The sequence below is a fragment of the Streptomyces sp. NBC_00076 genome (genome assembly GCF_045041235.1).
Classification (GTDB): domain Bacteria; phylum Actinomycetota; class Actinomycetes; order Streptomycetales; family Streptomycetaceae; genus Streptomyces.
Genome location: NZ_CP108242.1, coordinates 3,654,412 through 3,675,849, shown reverse-complemented (window position 1 = coordinate 3,675,849; position 21,438 = coordinate 3,654,412). Strand labels below are relative to the sequence as shown.

The window sequence follows — 21,438 nt, the reverse complement described above, 5'->3', positions numbered from 1 at the left end:
CGGCCTGCTCAACTTTGTCTCAGGGACACAATCCGACCGACCCCCGGGTCGTTCTGTGCGTAAAGGAGGCCGTCGTGAGACGAGTGCGCCCTGGGACAGGGGTAGCGGCGTCCCGCGGCGGTGGCGCCGCAGGAATGTCCGAGCGCGCGGTCGGCGATGAGCGTGCCCTGGCGAGCGTCGCGGCCGGCGCCCGCTACGAGGGCGCTCCCGAGGACCTGCCGCGTCTGTGGCACGTCACCCTGAGCGTCTCCGGCGAGGAGGCCCCGATCAATGAGGTCCGACGTGCCCTCGAACAGCTCGCCCATGACCATCCCTTCCTTCTGACCAGCAGATACGCGAACGACCACGCCGAGATCCGGTACTGGGAAGAGGCCCGCGACCTGCATGACGCGGCGGCCGTCGCCCTGCGGCTGTGGGGCGAGCACCGGCAGACCGCGGGGCTGCCGCCCTGGGAGATCGTCGGCCTGGAGGTCATCGACCGCCAGACCTACCACCAGCGCATCTCCAAGGGATACGGCCCGGCGCCGGCGACACCGGTTGGCGTGCACCCCTTCTGAAGGGCGTCACCTTCTGATTCTGATTGGCGTCCACCCCTTCTGAAGGGCGTGCCCCCGGTCCGCACCCGTTTTTGGGGGGTCTGCGAGTTCTGTGGGGCTTGTCTCGGGGGGTGGGATGAGCGGTGGACGCACCCGTCCGGCGCACTACGCTTCCCTCATGACCACGCTTTCGCCGTACGACTCCATGTCCCCGGTCGCCCGGGCCGCCTACCGAGCCAAGGCCGCCGCCGCCGACCTCGCTCCGCTCCCGCGGGCCGAGAAGGACGACGCGCTGCTCGCCATCGCGGACGCGCTGGAGGTCCGTACGAGCGAGATCGTCGAGGCCAACGCCCGGGACATCGCCAAGGCCCGCGAGGCCGGCACCAGCGATGCGATCATCGACCGCTTGACCCTGACCCCGGAGCGGGTCCGGGCCATCGCTTCGGACGTGCGGGACGTCGTCGCGCTGCCCGACCCGGTCGGCGAGGTCGTCCGCGGCTCGACCCTCCCCAACGGGATCGACCTGCGTCAGGTCCGCGTGCCCCTCGGTGTCGTCGGGATCATCTACGAGGCCCGCCCGAACGTCACCGTCGACGCCGCCGCCCTCTGCCTGAAGTCCGGTAACGCGGTCCTGCTGCGTGGCTCCGGCTCGGCGTACGAGTCGAACAGCGCCCTCGTGCGGGTGCTCCGGGACGCCGTGGGCGGGGCCGGGCTGCCCGCCGACGCGGTGCAGCTGGTGCCCGGCGAGAGCCGCGAGAGCGTGCGCGAGCTGATGCGGGCCCGTGGCCTGGTCGACGTGCTGATCCCGCGCGGCGGCGCCTCCTTGATCCGGACCGTCGTCGGCGAGTCCACCGTCCCCGTCATCGAGACCGGCACCGGCAACTGTCACGTCTACGTCGACGCGAACGCCGACCTCGACATGGCGATCGAGATCCTGATCAACTCCAAGGCGCACCGGGTGAGCGTCTGCAACGCCGCCGAGACCCTCCTGGTCCACCAGGACATCGCCCCCGAGTTCCTGCCGCGCGCCCTGGACGCCCTCGCCGAGGCGGGCGTGACCGTGCACGCCGACGAGCGGGTGCTGGCGTACGCCAAGAACTCCAAGGCGACGGTCGTCGAGGCCACGCCGGAGGACTGGGAGACCGAGTACCTGTCCTACGACATCGCCGCCGCGGTGGTGGACTCGCTGGACAAGGCCGTCGAACACATCCGGCTGTGGACCTCCGGCCACACCGAGGCCATCGTCACCACCTCGCAGCAGGCCGCCCGCCGCTTCACCCAGCTGGTCGACTCCACGACGGTCGCCGTCAACGCCTCCACCCGGTTCACCGACGGCGGCCAGTTCGGCTTCGGCGCGGAGATCGGCATCTCCACGCAGAAGCTGCACGCGAGAGGCCCGATGGGCCTGCCGGAGCTGACCAGCACGAAGTACATCGTCACCGGGGACGGGCACGTACGGCGCTGAGGCGCTCGACGGGGGTGTGCGGGCGCGGGAAGGGGCGTGCGCCGGGGCATATGCGTCCGGCATGCGCGCCGCACCGCCGCCCGGCCGCGGAAACGGCGTCTCATCCACCGGATGAATTTCCATACCGTCTGCCCAAACCGAACCCCCCGGTCTACTCTGGAACCGTGCCGGAGGACGTGGGGGGTTCGCCGTTCCCTGACGGCTGGGAGCCCGACGACGACCACGACCGCGGGGTGTCGGACGAAGAGTTCGCCTCCGTGGTCTTCGACGAGGCCTTCGTACGGGCGGCCGTGGTGCACGAGCCGACCGCCGTCGAGCGCCTCCTGGCCGCCGCGCAGGCGAGAGCGGAGGCATCCGAGGCCGAGGCCCGCCGAGCGGCCCTCGGCAGGGGCGAGCGCTACGAGGACGGGTTCGGCCCCGACGATCCCAGCGGTTTCGGCCATGATCCGGACCTCGACGACCTGGACGACAGCGACGTCCTCGAAGACCGCTACGGCGCCTCCGGGACGTACGGCAAACCCGCCCGCTGGCACCGCCCCATCGCTTGGCTGCTCGCCCTCGTGATGGGGATCGGCATGGTGGCGCTGGCCTTCGCGGCGGTCTACCGGAGTGCCTCCTCCGGTGGCCGGGACCAGGTCCCGCCGCCCGCCTCGACCGGGCTGGAGCAGGGCACCGCGGCGGCACCGTCCGCATCCGCCGACTACTCCCGGCCAGCCGTGCCCGCCGAGCCGCGCACGCCCTGAGCACCGATGGGCCGGGTCCCTGACGGTTCCTGGTGAGAACCTGTCAGAACTTGTCGTGTACCAGGGCGTTTACGTGACCTTCCCGCGACCTACTCTGAAGATATGGGAGGGCCTGGAGAACCACCTGAGGGTGCACCCGAGGGCGGCCCCGGAGGTGGCGAGGACGAGTACCGATCCGTCGTCTTCGACGAGTCGTTCGTTCGTGCTGCCCGCCTCCAGGAATTCTCCGCCGAGGAGCGCATCGCCGACCACGCGCCCGCCGTACGCCGTAGGCCGCCGTTGCGCCGCGGGCTCTCCCGGCAGGCCCTGATCCTGGTCCTCTTGATCGCTGTCGCCTTCGGCACCGCGATCTACATGGGCGTCCGCCATCCCTACCAGACCCCCGCCGCCCGGCAACCCGTCGAGCCGCTGCGGATGACGGTGATCCCGCTCGCCCCGCAGGGCAAGGTGCCCGGCCACACCGACCCCGAGTACCTGTACGCGCACAGCCCCGCCGCGCAGTACCGCGTCGGCGCCAAAGGGATTCCGCTGCCGGCCTCGCGGCGTACCGCGCACTTCTCGGACAGTCAGGTGGTGGCCGCCCTGACCACCGCCAAGGACTACCTGGTCCGCTCCTCGCTCGACCCGGACACCCTCACCGGCGAGCGGGTCCGCCCCGTGCGCGTCCTGCTCGACACCGACCAACTCGACCAGTTCGACCAGAGTTTCGCCCAGCCCACCGCCGACGGCCGGCACGCGCCCACCGGATGGCTGGTTCGCTTCGACCCCGCCGGCGCCGAGCTGGCCGACCGGAAGATCCGCGTCCAGGGCTCCCTGCAGGCCGCCGAGACCGACTCCTCCACGCTGGAGGTCACGGCGGACCACACCTTCGTCTACGCGCTGCGGCCCGCCGGCGCCGCCGCCGGGGCCGAGGCCTCGCTGTTCACCGTCCGGCGTGAGCTGCACTTCCGCTTCGACCGCGAGGACCTGCGGCTGCGCACGGCCCAGCTCGTCGTCTCCTACGTCCAGGCCGGGCCGCTGTCCTGCGCCGAGGATTCCACGAACCGTCTGCACCCGCTGCTCGCCGGCCAGACCGCGAAGGCGGGCGGCCCGGCCGGCACGGACCCCTACGCGACGGGCAGCGCGCCGGCGCTGTGCGGGTCTTTGGCGACCAGCGCACAACCGAAGGCGTGAGCCCCTCGGGCGGCCCGTACGAGGGTGCGCCGTACGGGGGCAGGTGGCGCGCAGGGCAGGGTGGCCGGGGTGGCCGCACGTCGGGCCGTGCGGCCGTGCGGCCGTACGGTCAGTCGTCGTCGCGCGGCGGGGTGTCCGTCGGGGGCTGGTCGGACGGGGGCTGGTCCGTCGGCGGCTGGTCGGCCGACTGGTCCTTCGGGGCCGAGCTCGCGAAGCCGCCGAAGCCGCGCCGCACCCGCCCGCCCAGGTCTCCGGCCCCGCCGGCTATGTCGCTGACCAGCTTCATCAGCGGGTCCTTGGAGCCCTTGACGTTGGTCGCGTAGCTCGCCGCCGACTCGCGGAACGAGTCCGTCACCGAGGTGTCCTTGTCCTCGCTGCGCCGCGGGTAGTGGCCGTCCATGAGCCGCTGGAAGTCGCGGGACTCGGACCACTTCTTCAGCTCGGCCGCCCGGACGGTGGTGAACGGGTGGGAACGCGGCAGCACATTGAGGATCTTCAGCACGGAGTCGCGCAGGTCGCCCCCGGCCTCGTACTCCTCGGCCTGCTTCAGGAACGCGTCCACGTTCATCTCGTGCAGGTGGTTGCCGCCCGCGATCTTCATCAGACCGCGCATCGAGGCCTTGAGGTCCTGGCCGACCAGCAGGCCGGCGCGGTCCGCGGACAGCTCCGACTTGCGGAACCACTCGCGCAGCGCGGTCACGATCGCCATGATCGCGAGGTTGCCGAGCGGGATCCAGGCCACCCGGAGGGCGAGGCCGGTCAGGAACAGCAGGATGGTCCGGTAGACGGAGTGGCCGGACAGTGCGTGCCCCACCTCGTGTCCGACGACCGCCCGCATCTCCTCCTCGTCCAGCAGCTCGACGAGGCCCGTGGTGACGACGATGATCGGCTCGTCCAGACCAATGCACATCGCGTTCGGCTGCGGGTCCTGGTTGACGTACATCGGCGGGACCTTCTCCAGGTCCAGGATGTAACAGGCGTCCCGCAGCATGTCGTTGAGGTGCGCGAACTGCTCGTCGGACACGCGCACGGAGTCGGACAGGAACAGCAGCCTGAGGCTGCGCTCGGGCAGCAGAGCGCTGAGCGCCTTGAAGATGGTGTCGAAACCGCTCAGCTTCCGCAGCGCCACCAGGGCGGAACGGTCGGCCGGGTGTTCGTACGCACGCGAGGAGATCCCCGGGAAACGCCTGCGCTGCCTGCTCGGTACGTGCTCGTGCCCGTTCTGCTGGTGGCCGTCGGACATGCCTTCCCCCCATGTGCGTGTGAGTGCCTTTGCGGACCCTTGTGCGGCCCTTTGCGCCCCCGAAGCAGAGCCCAGCCTAGGCGGCGATACCGTGGACGGGCACTACAGCGAAGGAGTTCCACGCCATGGAGCACAACCCCCCGGCCGCTTGGTTCACCGAGGCCGCGAACGCCGCCGAGCAGCAAGGGTCCGGGGATCTGCTCCGGGTCGTCCTGGTCGTGATGATGCTGGGGTGTGCGCTGACCGCGTGGTTCCTGCTGCGGGGGTACAAGCGGAAGGACGACTGAGGCGGCGCCAAGGTTCCCCATCGGCGGAGCCGCTGTGATCGCTCTTGCGCCGCCCGCTTACGATGGGCCGACATCTTTATCCCGCCCTCACCGGATAGGTTCTGCCGAAGATGAGCTTCCACAGCACCGCTGCCCAGTTGGTCACCCTCGCCGCCGAGGGCGAGGAGGGTGGTGGCAACCACGAGAGCCTCAGTCCGCTGGTGACCGGTGGCTCCGCCTTCCTCATCCTGCTGCTTCTGCTGTGGATCACCACCCGTTTCAACCGCGACCGCTGAGCCGGGCAACGGCCCGGCAGGCCTCCGGCACGAGTCCGGCGGGCGCGGCCTTCCGGGCCGTCCCCGGGAAGCTGTCGGCCGGGACTCTCAGGCCGGGCCGGTAGGGTCTGCACGCATGGGAGAGCAGGACATGCCTACCGGTCCGGCGAACGACACGCCGAACGGCGCGCAGGACGTTCCGGTCGACACGACCGACAACCGCCCGAAAAACGCCGCCGGGAACGGTGCGAGCGATACCGGGAACGGTGGGGCGAGAGCTGCCGGGAACGGCCGACAGGACACCGTCGGCAGGCGGCTGCCGGTCGGCCCGGGCAGCGGCCCGTCGAACCCCGGCAAGCGACGCCTCGGCGTGATGGGCGGAACGTTCGACCCGATCCACCACGGCCACCTCGTGGCGGCCAGCGAGGTCGCCGCGCAGTTCCACCTGGACGAGGTCGTGTTCGTCCCGACCGGCCAGCCGTGGCAGAAGACCCACCGCAAGGTCTCCCCGGCGGAGGACCGCTACCTGATGACGGTCATCGCGACTGCGGAGAACCCTCAGTTCTCCGTCAGCCGCATCGACATGGACCGTGGCGGTCCGACCTACACCACGGACACCCTGCGCGACCTGAAGGCGCTCAACCCCGACACGGACCTCTTCTTCATCACCGGCGCCGATGCCCTCGGTCAGATCCTGACCTGGCGGGACGCGGCGGAACTGTTCTCCCTGGCGCACTTCATCGGGGTCACCCGGCCGGGCCACGTCCTGTCCGACCCCGGTCTTCCCGAAGGCGGTGTCTCGCTCGTCGAGGTGCCCGCCCTCGCGATCTCCTCCACCGACTGCCGAGCGAGAGTCGCCAAGGGCGACCCCGTCTGGTATCTGGTGCCGGACGGAGTCGTGCGATACATCGACAAGCGCGAGCTGTACCGCGGCGAGTGAGCCGAGAGGGGCACCGGTGAACGACCGATACGACGCGGGGTACGGGGACGACCAGTACGAGCTCGTCGGCTACGACGAGTACGGCCGGCCTGTCTACCGACAGGCCCACCCGCAAGAGGCCCATCCTCAACAGGCCCAGTCCCGACAGGCTCCGCAGCAGTCTCAGCAGGACGCCCAGCAGCCGTACGACCCGTACGCGCAACAGGGATACGGATACGACCCGTACGCCACCGGCGGGCAGCAGCCCGCCCCGGCGTACGACCCCTACGGCACCGGTCGGCAGGCGCCCGTGCCGCCCTACGATCAGTACGCCACCGGTACCCGGCACGGCGGCGGCCCGGCACCCTCGTACGATCCCTACGGCCAGACCCCCGCCGCCGGGCAGCAGCCCCGCGTCGCCGAACAGACCGCCTACATCCCGCAGCAGGCCGGTCCGGCCCAGGAACCGGTGGCCCCCGGGCCAGACCAGCGCGCCGGAGCCGACGGCGACCGTCACGCCGAGCCCGGCCGGGCGTCCGCAGACGGGCACGAAGCCGACTACCACACCGAGCAGTTCGCGTTCGTGGAGGAGCCCGACGGCGACTCCGAGGACGTCATCGACTGGCTGAACTTCACCGAGAACCGCACCGAGCGCCGTGAGGAGGCCAAGCGCCGCGCCCGCAGTCGTCTCATCGCCTTCGTCGTGGTCCTCGGGCTGGCCGCGGTCGGTGGTGTCGGCTACCTCGGGTACGCCGGGAAGCTGCCCGGACTCTCGTCGTCGTCCGACAGCAGGACCGGCACCGCGACGGCCGCGAGCGCCCAGAAACGCGACGTGATCGTCGTGCATCTGCACAACACCGCGAAGGGCGGCACCTCCACGGTCCTGCTCGTCGACAACACCACCACCAAACGGGGCACCACCGTCCTGTTGCCCAACTCCCTCGTCGTGACGGACGACGACGGCACCACGACCACCCTCGCCAAGTCGGTCGACGAGGACGGCTCCTCCGGCACCCGCGACTCCCTCGACACCGTCCTCGGTACCGACATCCAGGGCACCTGGCGTCTGGACACCCCCTACCTGCAGAACCTCGTCGACCTCGTCGGGAACATCGACGTGGACACCAACGCCGAGGTGCGCGACCCGAAGGCCAAGAACAAGGGCGAGGCGCCCCTGGTGAGCAAGGGCAAGGGCCGGACGCTCAGCGGCAAGGCGGCCGTCGCCTACGCCACCTACCGAGGCTCCGGGGAGGCCCAGGACGCCCAGCTGGAGCGGTTCGGGCAGGTCATGCAGGCGGTGCTGCGCAAGTTGTCCTCCGACCCCACGGCCGCGACCACCACCGTGCAGACGCTCGCGCAGATCCTCGACCCGCCGCTGACGGACAGCGACCTCGGCACCTTCCTCGCCAAGCTCGCCGACCTCGCCAAGGGCGGCGACTACCGGACGGCCCTGATGCCCGTCCAGAACGACGGCACCCTGAGCGCCGACGCGAGCGCGAGCGTCGTCAAGGACGTCCTCGGCGGCACCGCGAAGAGCCCGGACAAGGACGCTGCCGTCAGTGTCTCCGTCCAGAACGCCACCGGCGTCAAGGACAACACCGAGAAGGCCCGCGTCGTCCTCCTCAACGGTGGCTTCACCTTTCTGGAGGGCGGCACGGCCTCCGCCGCCCAGGCCACGTCCAAGGTCGTCTACGCCGACGCCGCCGACAAGGAGAACGCCACCGAGGTCGCCAAGACCCTGGGCCTGCCCGCCGGCTCCGTCGCCAAGGGCACGGTCTCCTCGGGCGACGTCGCCGTGGTCCTCGGCCAGGACTACAAGCCGGCGTCCTCCTAGCCGGGCCCCTGACCAAGGGGCGGCACCCCACGTGCGGCGGCCATCACGTGGGGTGCCCTCGTCCGGCCGTGAGACCCTTGGGGTCAATCGACCGCCGACCGAAAGCCTTGCAGTGACCGCGACTGACCGCTCCCTGGAGCTCATCACCACCGCCGCCCAGGCGGCCGCCGACAAACTCGCCCACGACGTGATCGCCTACGACGTCAGCGACGTCCTGTCGATCACGGACGCCTTCCTGGTGGCCTCCGCCCCCAACGACCGTCAGGTCAAGTCGATCGTCGACGAGATCGAGGAGCGGCTCTCGAAGGAGCTCGGCGCCAAGCCGGTGCGCCGCGAGGGCGACCGCGAGGCCCGCTGGATCCTCCTCGACTACATCGACATCGTCGTCCACGTCCAGCACAGCGAGGAGCGCGTCTTCTACGCCCTCGAACGGCTGTGGAAGGACTGCCCCGAGATCGAGCTGCCCGCCGACGCCACGGCGACCCGCGGCAAGGCCGAGGAGCACGCCAAGCTGCAGGCCGAGGAGGACGCCGCCGACTTCGGGGAGCTGCGGTGAGCGCACCCGCCGGCGCCGACGCGGGACGCAAACCGGGCCGGGGCCGCCGCGTCATTCTCTGGCGGCACGGCCAGACCTCGTGGAACGTGGAGCGCCGCTTCCAGGGCACCACGGACGTCGAGCTCACCGAGACCGGCGTCGGCCAGGCCCGCCGTGCCGCCCGGCTGCTCGCCTCCCTCAAGCCCCACTCGATCGTTGCCTCCGACCTCCAGCGGGCCGCGAACACGGCCGCCGAGCTCGCCGAGCTCACCGGCCTGGACGTGACCCATGACGAGGGCCTGCGCGAGACCTACGCGGGCGCCTGGCAGGGGCTGACGCACCAGGAGATCATCGCCCGGTACGGCGAGGAGTACGCCGGGTGGAAGCGCGGTGAGGCGGTGCGCCGCGGCGGCGGTGAACTGGAGTCCGAGGTCGCCGACCGTGCCGCCCCCGTCGTGCTGCGGCACGCCGAGAAGCTGCCCGAGAACGGCACGCTGGTCGTGGTCAGCCACGGTGGCACGATCCGCACCACGATCGGACGTCTCCTCGGCCTGGAGGCCCACCACTGGGAGAGCCTCGGCGGACTTTCCAACTGCTGTTGGTCCGTCCTCGGTGAAGGTGCTCGGGGCTGGCGTCTCCTCGAACACAACGCCGGCACCCTCCCGGAGCCGGTGCTCGGCGACGACGACTGAGCGGCCCGCCGGCCTCCGGGACACGGCCCCACGGGCCCGGGAACCCGGATTTCACTTTCCGGCAGGTCGCAGGCTAAAGTTCTTCTTGTTCGCCCCGCTGAGCGGGGCGGGACACCATGCGGCTCCGCCGCGTGGCACAAGGGGCTATAGCTCAGTTGGTAGAGCGCCTGCATGGCATGCAGGAGGTCAGGAGTTCAATTCTCCTTAGCTCCACAGATCGACACTCTGTTGAGTTGTCAAAGATCACTTGATGAAGATCCCGTCCCTCAGGGGGCGGGATTTCTCATGTCCAGCGGCGGCCACTCCCGCCGCTCCCTCAACAGAGCTGTGCGCTGCTCCGTCTCCTCGTCGTCCGGCGTGTAGACGACGACCCGGCACTCGGGCATGCCATTGACCGACAGCGACACCGACGTCATCCGCAGCTCGCCCACCTCCGCGTGCCGGAAGACCTTCACCCGCCTCCCGGGCTCCGCCACGTCGCCGCTCTCCCACAACCGCGTGAAGAGGGGACTGACCGTCGACAGCCCGCGTATGAAGCCCTCCCAGGCAGGCTCCCCGGCATGCAGCCCGTACGCGGCGCGCAGGGTCGCCACCATCACCGGCAGTTCCACGTCCCGGAACCGCAGCGGGCAATCCTCCTCAGGCGCCGTGAACAGCGACCACAGCGCGTTGGGAGTGCCGTCGGCCGGGGTCGCCACCGGGTAGAACAGGTCGCGGTAGGCGCAGTTGGCGGTCAGGATGTCGTACCGCGAGTTGTAGACGACGGCCGGGTGCGGATCGAGGGCGTCGATGATGCCATGGATCTCCGGGCCGACGGTCTGTACGAGGGCCTCCGGAGAGGACGTGTAGGGGACTTCGGCGAGGTGGTAGAGATGCTCGCGCTCCGGGGCGTCGAGTCGCAGGGTGCGCGCCACGGCGTCCAGGACCTGTGCGGACGCGTTGATGGGCCGTCCCTGCTCCAGCCATGTGTACCAGGTGACCCCCACGCCCGAGAGCTGGGCGACCTCCTCGCGCCGCAGCCCCGGTGTGCGGCGCCGGAAGCCCGGCGGCATGCCCACGTCCCCCGGGGTCACGCGGGCCCGCCTGCTGCGCAGGAAGGCGGCCAGCTCGGGTCGTCGGCGCTGTGTGGTCCCCATCGTCACATCCCCCATCGTCGGTGCCCGACCTGTCCCCTGCCAGGTGCTGTCAGTACCAGCATCAGCGGGCTCTCGGCACCCGTACTCGAAGCTCGCCAGGCTCAACGGCATGACGACAACTCCCAGGACGGGGCCGGGTCCCGCACCCGTTCCAAGCCGTGCCATCAGTAAAGCGCCCGGCACTGACAATCGGCCCCGGCCACTGCTCGCGCTCGTGCTGGCCGCCCAGTTCATGGCGCTGCTCGACGTGTTCATCGTGAACGTCGCCGCGCCCACCATAGGCACCGACCTGCGGGCGTCGGGCGGCGAACTGCAACTGGTGATCGCCGGATACGCCATCACCTACTCCGTGCTGCTGATCACCGGCGCCCGCCTCGGCGCCCGGTTCGGCCACGGCAGGGTCCATCTCGCCGGGCTCGCCCTCTTCACCACGGCCTCGCTCGCCTGCGGTCTGGCGCAGGGCTCGACCGAGCTGATCGTGTTCCGGCTGGTGCAGGGTGCCGGATCGGCGGTGATGATCCCGCAGGTGCTCAGCCTGATCCAGCGTCACTTCACCGGCGAGGCCAGGGTCAGGGCGCTCGGCGCCTACTCGGCGGTCCTCGCCGTCGGCGCCGCCGCCGGGCAGGTCGTCGGCGGGATCCTGGTCAGCGCCGACCTGTTCGGCAGCGGCTGGCGGCCGGTGTTCCTCGTGAACGTTCCGGTGGGCCTCGTCCTGCTGGCGGTCGGCCGGCGTGTCCTGCTGCCCGGAGACGGCGCGGCGGGACGGCAGCCGGCGCGTGGTCTCGACCTGCCCGGACTCGTACTGCTGGGGGCGGCCGTGTCGCTTTTCACAGTGCCGTTGGTGCTCGGGCAGGAAAAGGACTGGCCGCTGTGGTCGTGGCTGTCGCTGGGGGCGAGCGCGCTGTTGTTCGGGTTGTTCTGCGCGTACGAGGTGCGGTTGGCCCGGCGCGGCGGAGCCCCGCTGATCGAGCCCCGGGTGCTGCGCCACCCGGGGATGGGCCTCGCCGTGTTCCGGATCCTCGCGGTGATGGCCGTCAACGGGGGGTTCCTGTTCGCGCTCACCCTGCATGTGCAGGGCGGCCTCGGCTACAGCGCGCTGCGGGCGGGCCTCACCTTCGCGCCGACCGCGGTCGTCTTCGGCCTGGTCGGGCTGACCTGGCGCAACTGGCCCGCGTCCTGGCAGCGCGCCCTGGCCCCGGCCGGGTTCGTGATCACCGCGCTGGCCCTGGTGGGCGTGGGCCTGGACCTGAGCGGCGGTGACGACGGCGGTGCGCTGCTGTACGTCGCGTACGCCGGAGTGGGCGTCGGGCTCGCGCTCGCCTTCAGTCCGACGCTCACCCGCGCTCTGGCCACGGTGGCGCCCGAGTACGCGGCGGACGCCAGCGGTCTGCTCGCCACCGTCACACAACTCGGCCAGCTGACCGGAGTCGCGGTCTTCGGCACACTGTTCTTGAACCGGCTTGAGTCGCTGGCGGCCTCCGGGGCGTATACCTCTGCGGAGGCGCTTTTGGCGTGCATGTTCGCGCTGGCCGGGACGGCCGCGGCGGGTGCCGTGTCCGGACTGGTACTGAGGCGTCGCTGACCGTATTGGCCCGGCCGTGGCAGAATCAAACGGCCGGAAGGGAGCGCGGCCCTACGGGAGGGAGCAGTGATGCCTGCGAGCATCCTCAAGGAGGTCGGCCACCTCCTTGATGCAGCGGCGACACAGGACACGGTCATCCGTCTCAGCTGCCCTTCCTGCGGTTCCGTTCATGTGGCTCAGGTCCTCGGCGACAACGGGGGAGTTTCCTACGTGTGCACGGCCTGCGGCCACAGCTGGAGCTGATCGATGGGTGCACACAGGCGAAAGTGCGACTGGTGTGGCAGTGGTACGCCGATCGTCCGGGACATGGAACCGGTCAACCCCGAGTACCAGTACTGGTGCGAGGAATGCGCGCGGGCGCTGATCATAAAAGGCGACCCGATCGAGACGTACCGTGAACTGGAGGGTGAGCCGATCTACGGACGGCTCCTCGAAGAGCACTGCACGCTCAAACGGTTCTATTCGTTCGTCACCGCGTAAGCGGACATCAGGTGACGAATCAGGGCGGAGTGGAAACGATTTGGTGCTCACCCGGTGGGCCGGTAAAGTTGGCGTCGTCGCCGGGGAAACCGGGCGACGCGGTCAATATGCGGCTTCGTCGCGTGGCCGCGAGGGGCTATAGCTCAGTTGGTAGAGCGCCTGCATGGCATGCAGGAGGTCAGGAGTTCAATTCTCCTTAGCTCCACAAGCGCGAGGGCGACCTGAGTCCGCGGAAAACGCGGAACGGGTCGCCCTCCTCGTTTTCACGCGGCTGTCCCGCGCGTGGCGGCTTCGCCGTACGGACCCCCTGTGAGGCCCGCCGGTAGGGCCGTCCGGCCCGGCGCAAGCGTCGGTCGGGCGACCGGAGTTGAAGGGGCCGTCTCTCCCGGAGGCGGCCCCTCTTCTCGTTTCTCGCGGTCCGCGTTCCCCGCGCTCAGCGGCCCAGGGCCCGGCGGCCGCGGCCCTGGGAGAGGACCGGCAGGTTGTTGCGGGTCGCGCCCTGGGAGCGGGTGTCCTCCTCGATGCGCAGGGCGAGGGCGGGGCAGCGGCGGACCGCGCGGAGCGCCTTCGCCTCGGCGTAGCGCGGCACTTGGGCCTGCGCGACGGTCGGGAAACCGTCGGCGCCGAGTTCGAAGACCTCGGGGAGGATGTCCGCGCACAGACCGTGGCCCCGGCACAGCGTCCAGTCGACGTAGATCTTCTGGCGGCTGGGGCCGTTCTCCTCTGCCTCGCTGCCACCCGGGATGCCCGTAGGCATCTTGCCGCCCTCGAAGAGCGGCAGAACGCCCTCCACGGGCCGTCCGCAGCCGTTTCCGAGGACGTGGGCGGCCAGGTCGTCCGTGAACGCCTTGATGGTCGACTCCAGGAACATCGCGGAGCCGTCGGGGTGCGAACACGCGCCGCGCCGCTTCACGTTCTTGGCGACCTGCTTGAGGGCCTCCAGGGCGGCCGGTCCGCCGCCGTTGATGATGTCCTCCATGCCGCGCGCGGCGGCCGGCAGACCGAGGTAGCAGGGACCGCACTGTCCCGCGCTCTCCTCGGCCAGCCACTGCGCGACGCGCAGCGACTCGCCGAGCGGACAGGTCTCCTGACTGATCGGCAGGATCGCGCCGGCGCCGAGCGCACCGCCCACCGCGTCCAGGGAGTTGCGGGAGACGATCGCCTCGTTGACCGTCGCCGAGTCGATCCACTTGCCGTGGTAGCCGCCGGTCAGCACGCCCTGCGGGACCGGCGGGGCACCGGCGAGCTGGAGGACGTAGCGCAGCGGCACGCCGGTGGGGACCTCGATCACCATGGGGCGGGCGACCGCGCCGGAGACCGTGAGCATGACGGTGCCGGGCTCGTCGTACAGACCGGTGTTGCCGTAGCGCTCGGGGCCGATACGGGCGCCGATCGCGAGCTGGGCGAAGGTCTCGGCGTTCGACAGCAGTGTGGGCGCGCCGCCGACGCCGTTCTGCGAGGCACTGACCTTGCGGCCGGGCGGGATCGCCGGACCGCCGTCGATGGATCGGATCAGCGACGCGGCGGCGCCGGTGACCATCCGAACCGGATTGCGCTGCACGCTCGCGCGCAGCGCCGACCTCCGGCTGTTGCTGAGGCCCCGTTCGGCGAGCGCGGCCTCCATGGAGCGCTGGGTCGATTCGCGGGTGACCCCCACCACGAGCGTGCGGGCACCCAGCGCCTCCGCGACCAGCAGCGCGCCGTCCAGGATGAGGTGCGGGGCACGGTTGATCAGCACCGTGTCCTTGCGGCAGGCGGGCTCGTCCTCGCTGCCGTTGACGACGACGACCGGCCGTACGCCGCGCTTGATCGCCGCCTCGGCGACCGAGCGCAGCTTCTTGTGGAAGGGGAAACCCGCGCCGCCGCGGCCCTTCAGGTTGATGCGCTCGGAGAGCTGCGCGAGCTTCTCTCCGCCCATCGGTTCGAGCGGCCCGTGCACCTTCAGGTGCATGGGCAGATCGAGCCGCTCGACAAGGTCGAAGCCAGACGTGAGCTGGGGAAGGCCGACCACGCGGACTTCGGGGACGTCGGGCAGGGCCTCGTTCACCTATAGCCTCCGGAAGGCATGTTCCAAGGTTCGCCCGAACCCGGTGCGTCGAAGTCGTACCCGGCACCGGGCGATGGTTCAGTGGCGGGACCGCTGTTGTTGTACGTGTCGTCCGGGTAGTACGCGCCGTAGAGGTTGTTTGTCTCAGTGGTGTCGTACACATCACTTGACCCATAACCGGATGCGCCCGGATTGCCATAGGCCGGGATGTTGTATCCGGTGTCGTTGAGCGGGTCGTAGGCCGACGGGGGCGCCTCGCCGACCGGCGGCGGGGACGGGATGGGCCAGCTGCCCGACGTGCTGCCGCTGCCGTCCATCCGTGGGATCGCCTCTGTGGGCTGCATGTCCAGCGGCACGTCCATGCGCGCGGTCTGGTCGGCGGCGAACTGCTGCTGACCCGCCCCTCGGGGCGTGGAGACGGCGCGGTAGGCCGCTGCGAAGCCGTTCGCGGGCTCCGGGGCCGCGGGGGCCTCGTACGCGGGATTCGAGCGGGTCCGGGAGGGCGTCCCGCGCCGGCTCTCGTAGCCCGGCAGCGTGCCCGTGGACTCCGCCGCCATCCGGGCCCGGCTCGCGTCCAGTCCGTCGCGGCCCGGCCGCTCCTCGGGGGTCCCCATGATCGCGCCGATCTGGTCGGCGACCCTGCGCTTGACCGGGCGCGGGGCCGCGCGCAGGGCGAGGGCGGCGGTGACGCCGAGCACCGAGAGGCCGTAGAGGATCACGAAGATCGGCTTGGCCGTGCGGCCCGCGTACAGGCCGTGGACCAGCGCCGCGCACCAGGCCGGGTAGGCCAGCATGTGCATGGCCCGCCAGCGGGCCGCCACCGGGGCGGGGGAGGCGAACCTGCTGCGCAGGGCGCCGGTGATACCCACGAAGATCATGAGCAGGCCGGCCAGGGAGCCGAGGCCGATCAGGCCCTCGACTCCGGTGATGCCGAGCGAGAACGGGATCAGGGCGGCGATCAGCTGTGTGTGATCGAGCGCGATCTTCGTGGTGATGTGCAGCAGCAGGAACGCGATCGAGGCGACCGCGGTCGTCCGGTGCACGGCCTGTCCGATGATCCGTTGGCGCGTGTTCAGGAAGATCCGGTCCTGGGCGACCAATCCCCAGATCACCGAACAACTGAGCGATACGAGGGACAGTACGCCCGCGCCGAAGTTGAGGAAGTCGCGGAACCGTTCACCTCCGACCAGCACGACTACGGGTATGAGGAGCAGGACGACAGCCGACGCCACCCCATAGGCCGACCGGCCGGGCTGAGGAAGCGTGCTGTTACTACGACGAGGGTTCATGGGGGCAACTCCGAGCAGTTTCGGGAAAGCGGTCCCGCTGCCGCACTTTAAGTGGCGCCATACCGATCGGTACGAGGTTTGAGTTATTGCGTTGTTATCAAATGACGATGAGGCCGTTGCGGTGTCCCTTACTAGCTGTTACGCGAAGTAACTTTTGACCTTGATTCAGTTGTGGTCCAGTGTGACCGATCGTGCCCACGTGGTCCGTGGGGGCGGCGCCCGGTGCCTATAAGGCATACGTAAGCGCGTCGCGTCCTGCTCAAGGGCTGCGGTACCCTAACCGCATGCGTGCCGTACGCCTTCTGCTTAGCGGGCCGCGCTGATCAGTCCCGACCGCCGGTGAGAGACCGAGGTCGGCATCGGCGCGGCGTCCCCTCCTGTGCGAGGGGATTTTTCGTTTCTTGGATGTCGCAGCCGCCGGCAGAGACGATCGATGGAGCTTTGAGGATCATGAGCGAGACGAACCCCGCTGCCGCCGCCGAGGTGGCCGCGCCGCACCGCTACACGGCTGCCATGGCGGCCGACATCGAGGCACGCTGGCAGGACTTCTGGGACGCCGAGGGCACCTACGCGGCGCCGAACCCGACGGGTGACCTGGCCGGGGATCGTGAGCTGGTCGCCAGGCCCAAGAAGTTCATCATGGACATGTTCCCGTATCCCTCCGGTGCGGGCTTGCACGTCGGTCACCCCCTGGGCTACATCGCCACCGATGTCTTCGCGCGCTTCCAGCGCATGACCGGCCACAACGTCCTGCACACGCTGGGCTTCGACGCCTTCGGTCTGCCCGCCGAGCAGTACGCCGTGCAGACCGGCACGCACCCGCGCGTGTCCACAGAGGCCAACATCGAGAACATGACGTCCCAGCTGCGCCGGCTGGGCCTGGGCCACGACAAGCGCCGGTCGTTCGCCACGATCGACCCGGACTACTACAAGTGGACCCAGTGGATCTTCCTGCAGATCTTCAACTCCTGGTACGACGACGAGGCGGACCGGGCCCGCCCGATCTCCGAGCTGATCGCCCGCTTCGAGTCCGGTGAGCGTCCCGTACCGGGGCACACGCGCGCGTGGGGCGAGCTGAGCGCCGCCGAGCGCGCCGACGTCCTGAGCGAGTACCGACTGGCCTACGCCTCCGACGCGCCGGTCAACTGGTGCCCCGGCCTGGGCACCGTACTGGCCAACGAGGAGGTCACCGCCGACGGCCGCTCCGAGCGCGGCAACTACCCGGTCTTCAAGGCCAAGCTGCGCCAGTGGAACATGCGCATCACCGCCTATGCCGACCGGCTGCTGGACGACCTGGATGCGCTGGACTGGCCCGAGGCCATCAAGCTGCAGCAGCGCAACTGGATCGGCCGCTCCGAGGGCGCCCGGGTCGACTTCCCGATCGACGGCGAGCGCATCACGGTCTTCACGACCCGCCCGGACACCCTGTTCGGCGCGACCTACATGGTGCTGGCCCCCGAGCACCCCCTGGTCGAGAAGTTCACCCCGGACACCTGGCCCGAGGGCACCCACGAGGTGTGGACCGGCGGTCACGCGAGCCCGGCCGAAGCCGTCGCCGCGTACCGCGCGCAGGCCGCCTCGAAGTCCGACGTCGAGCGGCAGGCCGAGGCCAAGGACAAGACCGGCGTCTTCATCGGCGCGTACGCGACCAACCCGGTCAACGGCGACCGGATCCCCGTCTTCATCGCCGACTACGTCCTGATGGGCTACGGCACCGGCGCGATCATGGCCGTCCCGGCCGGCGACCAGCGCGACTTCGAGTTCGCGCGCGCCTTCGAGCTGCCGATCCACTGCATCGTCGAGCCGACCGACGGCCGAGGCACCGACACATCGACGTGGGAGCAGGCCTTCGGGGCGCACGACGCGAAGATCATCAACTCCTCCAACGCCGAGATCTCGCTGGACGGCCTGGGCGTCGCTGACGCCAAGGCGCGCATCACCGAGTGGCTGGAGCGCAAGGGCATCGGCGAGGGCACTGTCAACTTCCGGCTGCGTGACTGGCTGTTCAGCCGGCAGCGCTACTGGGGCGAGCCCTTCCCGATCGTCTACGACGAGGAGGGCATCGCCCACCCGCTGCCCGAGTCGATGCTGCCGCTGGAGCTCCCGGAGGTCGAGGACTACTCGCCGCGCACCTTCGACCCGGACGACGCCGACACCCAGCCCGAGACCCCGCTGTCCCGCAACGAGGACTGGGTCGACGTCACCCTGGACCTGGGCGACGGACGCGGCCCGCGCAAGTACCGTCGTGAGACCAACACCATGCCCAACTGGGCCGGTTCCTGCTGGTACGAGCTGCGCTACCTGGACCCGCACAACGACCAGAAGCTGGTCGACCCGGAGATCGAGCAGTACTGGATGGGCCCGCGCGAGGGCCAGCCGCACGGCGGTGTCGACCTGTACGTCGGCGGCGCCGAGCACGCCGTGCTGCACCTGCTGTACGCGCGCTTCTGGTCCAAGGTGCTGTTCGACCTGGGGCACGTCTCCTCGGTCGAGCCCTTCCACAAGCTGTTCAACCAGGGCATGATCCAGGCTTTCGTCTACCGCGACAGCCGGGGTATCGCTGTCCCGGCCGCCGAGGTGGAGGAGCGCGACGGCGCGTACTACTACCAGGGCGAGAAGGTCTCCCGGCTGCTGGGCAAGATGGGCAAGTCCCTGAAGAACGCGGTCACTCCGGACGAGATCTGCGCCGAGTACGGCGCCGACACGCTGCGTCTGTACGAGATGGCGATGGGCCCGCTGGACGTGTCCCGGCCGTGGGACACGCGCGCGGTGGTCGGCCAGTTCCGGCTGCTGCAGCGGCTGTGGCGCAACATCGTCGACGAGGCGACCGGTGAGCCGACCGTCGTGGACGCCGGGGCCGACGAGGACACCCTGCGTGCCCTGCACAAGGCGATCGACGGGGTGCGCCAGGACCTGGAGGGCATGCGGTTCAACACCGCCATCGCCAAGGTCACCGAACTGAACAACCATCTGACCAAGGCGGGCGGGGCGGTGCCGCGGTCCGTGGCCGAGCCGCTGGTGCTGCTGGTCGCGCCGCTGGCCCCGCACATCGCCGAGGAACTGTGGCGCAGGCTGGGCCACACCGGCTCGGTCGTGCACCGGGACTTCCCGGTCGCCGACCCTGCCTACGTCGTGGACGAGACCGTGACCTGTGTGGTCCAGGTCAAGGGCAAGGTCAAGGCCCGCCTGGAGGTCTCGCCGTCCATCTCCGACGACGAGCTGGAGAAGGCCGCCCTGGCCGACGACAAGGTCGTGGCGGCGCTGGACGGGGCGGGGATCCGCAAGGTGATCGTGCGGGCGCCGAAGCTGGTGAACATCGTTCCGGCGTAGGCGGTCGTTTCGCCTTGGGCCTTGGGCCTACGTGGCTGATGTCGGCGTTCATGAGTGATGCCGGCCTTCGTCCGCGGGCCGGGAGTGAGCGTATAGGGGTCGTCCCCTACGGGCAGGTTCGGGGTTTTTCTGGAACTCCGGGCCTGCCTGTTGCGTTTACCGTTGAAGAGAGGCGCGGAGTGCGCCGAGGCCGGTCGAGGAGGAGCTGGTGGAAGCAGTGATCGCAGTAATCGCCCTGCTCTTCGTGCTCTTCGTGGTGCTCGGCGTCTATGCGACGGTGAAAGTGGTGGGCGCCGCCAAGCGCGGAGTGGACCGCACCCTCACCCAGGCCCGCCGCACGGTCGAGGACCACACGCTGCGGGCCAAGTCCTTCACCCAGTTCGGTGCGGCGGGCGAGATCGCCCAGCTGCGGCTGAAGCTGCGCACGTCGATGCGCGCCACCCAGGAGGCGCTGAGCGCGGGGGTGGCCGAGGACGAGTCCCTCAAGGAGTCCCTCGGCCTCTTCGAGCGGCTCAGCGCGCACGGACACGAACTGGACGGCGAACTCCGGCGCCTGGAGTCCGAGCCCGACCGGACCACGCTCGCCGAGCGGCTGCCCGGGCTGCGCGAGCGCACCGAGCGCATCATCAAGTCGGCGGACTCACTGCGCTGGGCCAGCCGCGACCGAGCCCGCCGTTTCGCCGACGACGACCTGGACTCGCTGAGCACGCAGATCGACGTGGAGGCGGGCGCGCTGCGGCACTGGACGACCACGGAACCCACGACCGCCACACCGTCGCCCCCGTGGCCCGAGGCCCGGACCGCCGACGGGACCACGGCTCAGCAGACCTGGCCCGAGACTCCCCGCGCCGGCACCACCGAGGAGTCGGAGCGGCCCGCGATCACCCCGCCGGGCCCGCGCCCCACGTACCCCTGGCAGAAGAAGCCCCGCCCCGAGAGCACGACTTGATCCCGCACACGGGTGCCCAGGTGGGAGGGGCCGGGCTGCGGCGTGCCCGCTACGGCAGGTAACCTCCAGCTCATGTCCCGCCATGTCGCGATCGTCACCGATTCAACGGCCTACCTGCCGCAACGGACGATGGAGCGGCACGGCATCACCGCGGTTCCCCTGACCGTGGTCCTCGGCGACCAGGCCCTCGAAGAGGGCACCGAGATCTCGACCCGCTCCCTGGCCCAGGCCCTCCAGAAGCGACGGCCCGTCACCACTTCGCGGCCCAGCCCCCAGGTGTTCGCCGAGACCTACCGCAGGGTCGCCGAGTCCGGCGCCACCGGCATCGTCTCCCTGCACCTGTCCGCCGAACTCTCCGGTACGCACGACGCGGCGGTCGTAGCGGCGCGGGAAGCGCCGGTGCCGGTGCGGGTGGTGGACACCGGCATGGTCGCGATGGCCCTCGGGTTCTGCGCGCTCGCGGCGGCCGAGGTGGCGGAGGCGGGTGGCACGGTGGACGAGGCCGTCACGGCGGCGGAGAAACGGGCGGCGGGCACGTCCGCGTATTTCTATGTCGACACCCTCGACTTTCTGCGCCGCGGCGGCCGGATCGGTGCCGCGCAGGCCCTCTTCGGGTCGGCGCTCGCGGTGAAGCCGTTGCTGCAGCTGCGCGGCGGACGGATCGAGCCCTTGGAGAAGGTGCGGACGGCGTCGAAGGCCATCGCCCGGCTGGAGGAGATCGCGGCCGACCGGGCCGGCAGCGCACAGGTCGACATCGCCGTCCACCATCTCGCCGCCCCCGACCGGGCTACTGCCCTGGCGGACCGGTTGCGGGCGAGGGTGCCGGAACTCGCCGATCTGCATGTGAGCGAGGTCGGGGCCGTGATCGGGGCGCACACGGGGCCCGGGTTGCTGGGAGTCGTGGTCTCACCGCGCTGAGACGGGGCCCGGGTGTGGTGGGTGTG

The 21,438-nt window shown here is 70.4% G+C and carries 19 protein-coding genes and 2 tRNA genes; 17 read left to right on the top strand and 4 right to left on the bottom strand.

Annotated elements, in window-relative coordinates; translation table 11 throughout:
* Positions 1–83: 83 nt before the first annotated feature.
* From OHA64_RS16740 to OHA64_RS16725, 4 genes are all read left to right on the top strand, one after another.
* The gene (locus OHA64_RS16740) at positions 84–557 is read left to right on the top strand and encodes a hypothetical protein (RefSeq protein ID WP_405623999.1); all 474 of its coding nucleotides are present in this window, start codon (positions 84–86) and stop codon (positions 555–557) included.
* A gap of 157 nt (positions 558–714) precedes the next feature.
* On the top strand, positions 715–2,001 hold the full coding sequence (locus OHA64_RS16735; protein ID WP_405613727.1) for a glutamate-5-semialdehyde dehydrogenase: 1,287 nt from the start codon (positions 715–717) through the stop codon (positions 1,999–2,001).
* Positions 2,002–2,165: 164 nt separating this feature from the next.
* Positions 2,166–2,744, top strand: a complete 579-nt coding sequence (locus OHA64_RS16730; protein ID WP_405613725.1) for a hypothetical protein — start codon at positions 2,166–2,168, stop codon at positions 2,742–2,744.
* A gap of 102 nt (positions 2,745–2,846) precedes the next feature.
* Positions 2,847–3,917, top strand: coding sequence for a hypothetical protein (locus tag OHA64_RS16725; RefSeq protein ID WP_405613723.1), 1,071 nt, complete (start codon positions 2,847–2,849; stop codon positions 3,915–3,917).
* Between the two features lie 109 nt (positions 3,918–4,026).
* On the opposite strand, the gene OHA64_RS16720 is transcribed toward OHA64_RS16725, so the two are convergent.
* Positions 4,027–5,160: a M48 family metallopeptidase gene (locus tag OHA64_RS16720; RefSeq protein ID WP_405613721.1), complete on the bottom strand. Its 1,134-nt coding sequence runs from the start codon at positions 5,158–5,160 to the stop codon at positions 4,027–4,029.
* A 125-nt stretch (positions 5,161–5,285) separates the two neighbouring features.
* Here OHA64_RS16720 and OHA64_RS16715 point away from each other — a divergent pair, with 125 nt between their 5' ends.
* The 7 genes from OHA64_RS16715 to OHA64_RS16685 all read left to right on the top strand — a co-directional run bounded on the left by OHA64_RS16715 (position 5,286) and on the right by OHA64_RS16685 (position 9,894).
* A complete protein-coding gene (locus OHA64_RS16715; RefSeq protein WP_405613719.1) occupies positions 5,286–5,447 on the top strand; it encodes a hypothetical protein in 162 nt (53 codons plus the stop codon).
* Between the two features lie 110 nt (positions 5,448–5,557).
* A complete protein-coding gene (locus OHA64_RS16710; protein ID WP_405613718.1) occupies positions 5,558–5,722 on the top strand; it encodes a hypothetical protein in 165 nt (54 codons plus the stop codon).
* 352 nt (positions 5,723–6,074) lie between these two features.
* Positions 6,075–6,641: a nicotinate-nucleotide adenylyltransferase gene (gene nadD, locus OHA64_RS16705; RefSeq protein WP_405623998.1), complete on the top strand. Its 567-nt coding sequence runs from the start codon at positions 6,075–6,077 to the stop codon at positions 6,639–6,641.
* A 16-nt stretch (positions 6,642–6,657) separates the two neighbouring features.
* Positions 6,658–8,454, top strand: a complete 1,797-nt coding sequence (locus OHA64_RS16700; protein WP_405613716.1) for a LytR C-terminal domain-containing protein — start codon at positions 6,658–6,660, stop codon at positions 8,452–8,454.
* Between the two features lie 112 nt (positions 8,455–8,566).
* On the top strand, positions 8,567–9,010 hold the full coding sequence (gene rsfS / locus OHA64_RS16695) for a ribosome silencing factor (RefSeq protein WP_405613714.1): 444 nt from the start codon (positions 8,567–8,569) through the stop codon (positions 9,008–9,010).
* A complete protein-coding gene (locus tag OHA64_RS16690; protein ID WP_405613712.1) occupies positions 9,007–9,681 on the top strand; it encodes a histidine phosphatase family protein in 675 nt (224 codons plus the stop codon). Before rsfS ends, OHA64_RS16690 begins: the two co-directional genes overlap by 4 nt.
* A 140-nt stretch (positions 9,682–9,821) precedes the next feature.
* Positions 9,822–9,894: transfer RNA gene (locus OHA64_RS16685), tRNA-Ala, on the top strand.
* Between the two features lie 53 nt (positions 9,895–9,947).
* On the opposite strand, the gene OHA64_RS16680 is transcribed toward OHA64_RS16685, so the two are convergent.
* Positions 9,948–10,817 carry a helix-turn-helix transcriptional regulator gene (locus tag OHA64_RS16680; protein ID WP_405613710.1) on the bottom strand — a complete coding sequence of 290 codons (870 nt, stop codon included), beginning with the start codon at positions 10,815–10,817 and terminating at the stop codon, positions 9,948–9,950.
* A gap of 214 nt (positions 10,818–11,031) precedes the next feature.
* Between OHA64_RS16680 and OHA64_RS16675 the strand changes: the two genes are divergently transcribed.
* The 3 genes from OHA64_RS16675 to OHA64_RS16665 all read left to right on the top strand — a co-directional run bounded on the left by OHA64_RS16675 (position 11,032) and on the right by OHA64_RS16665 (position 13,084).
* Positions 11,032–12,399: an MFS transporter gene (locus tag OHA64_RS16675; protein WP_405613708.1), complete on the top strand. Its 1,368-nt coding sequence runs from the start codon at positions 11,032–11,034 to the stop codon at positions 12,397–12,399.
* A 246-nt stretch (positions 12,400–12,645) separates the two neighbouring features.
* On the top strand, positions 12,646–12,879 hold the full coding sequence (locus OHA64_RS16670; RefSeq protein WP_053750770.1) for a hypothetical protein: 234 nt from the start codon (positions 12,646–12,648) through the stop codon (positions 12,877–12,879).
* A 132-nt stretch (positions 12,880–13,011) separates the two neighbouring features.
* A tRNA-Ala gene (locus OHA64_RS16665) sits at positions 13,012–13,084 on the top strand.
* 228 nt (positions 13,085–13,312) lie between these two features.
* Here OHA64_RS16665 and OHA64_RS16660 read toward each other — a convergent pair.
* Together OHA64_RS16660 and OHA64_RS16655 are read right to left on the bottom strand one after the other, a co-directional pair.
* Entirely contained in the window at positions 13,313–14,926 is a 1,614-nt protein-coding gene (locus OHA64_RS16660) for an NADH-ubiquinone oxidoreductase-F iron-sulfur binding region domain-containing protein (protein ID WP_405613706.1), read from the bottom strand.
* Entirely contained in the window at positions 14,923–16,215 is a 1,293-nt protein-coding gene (locus OHA64_RS16655; protein WP_405613704.1) for a cytochrome b/b6 domain-containing protein, read from the bottom strand. The genes OHA64_RS16660 and OHA64_RS16655 overlap by 4 nt, the downstream gene beginning before the upstream one ends.
* A 450-nt stretch (positions 16,216–16,665) precedes the next feature.
* Here OHA64_RS16655 and leuS point away from each other — a divergent pair, with 450 nt between their 5' ends.
* The 3 genes from leuS (at position 16,666) to OHA64_RS16640 (ending at position 21,412) form a co-directional block, all read left to right on the top strand.
* Positions 16,666–19,545 carry a leucine--tRNA ligase gene (gene leuS, locus OHA64_RS16650; protein WP_405613702.1) on the top strand — a complete coding sequence of 960 codons (2,880 nt, stop codon included), beginning with the start codon at positions 16,666–16,668 and terminating at the stop codon, positions 19,543–19,545.
* Between the two features lie 208 nt (positions 19,546–19,753).
* On the top strand, positions 19,754–20,494 hold the full coding sequence (locus tag OHA64_RS16645) for a hypothetical protein (protein ID WP_405613700.1): 741 nt from the start codon (positions 19,754–19,756) through the stop codon (positions 20,492–20,494).
* 72 nt (positions 20,495–20,566) lie between these two features.
* Positions 20,567–21,412, top strand: coding sequence for a DegV family protein (locus tag OHA64_RS16640; protein WP_405613698.1), 846 nt, complete (start codon positions 20,567–20,569; stop codon positions 21,410–21,412).
* Positions 21,413–21,438 lie beyond the last annotated feature (26 nt).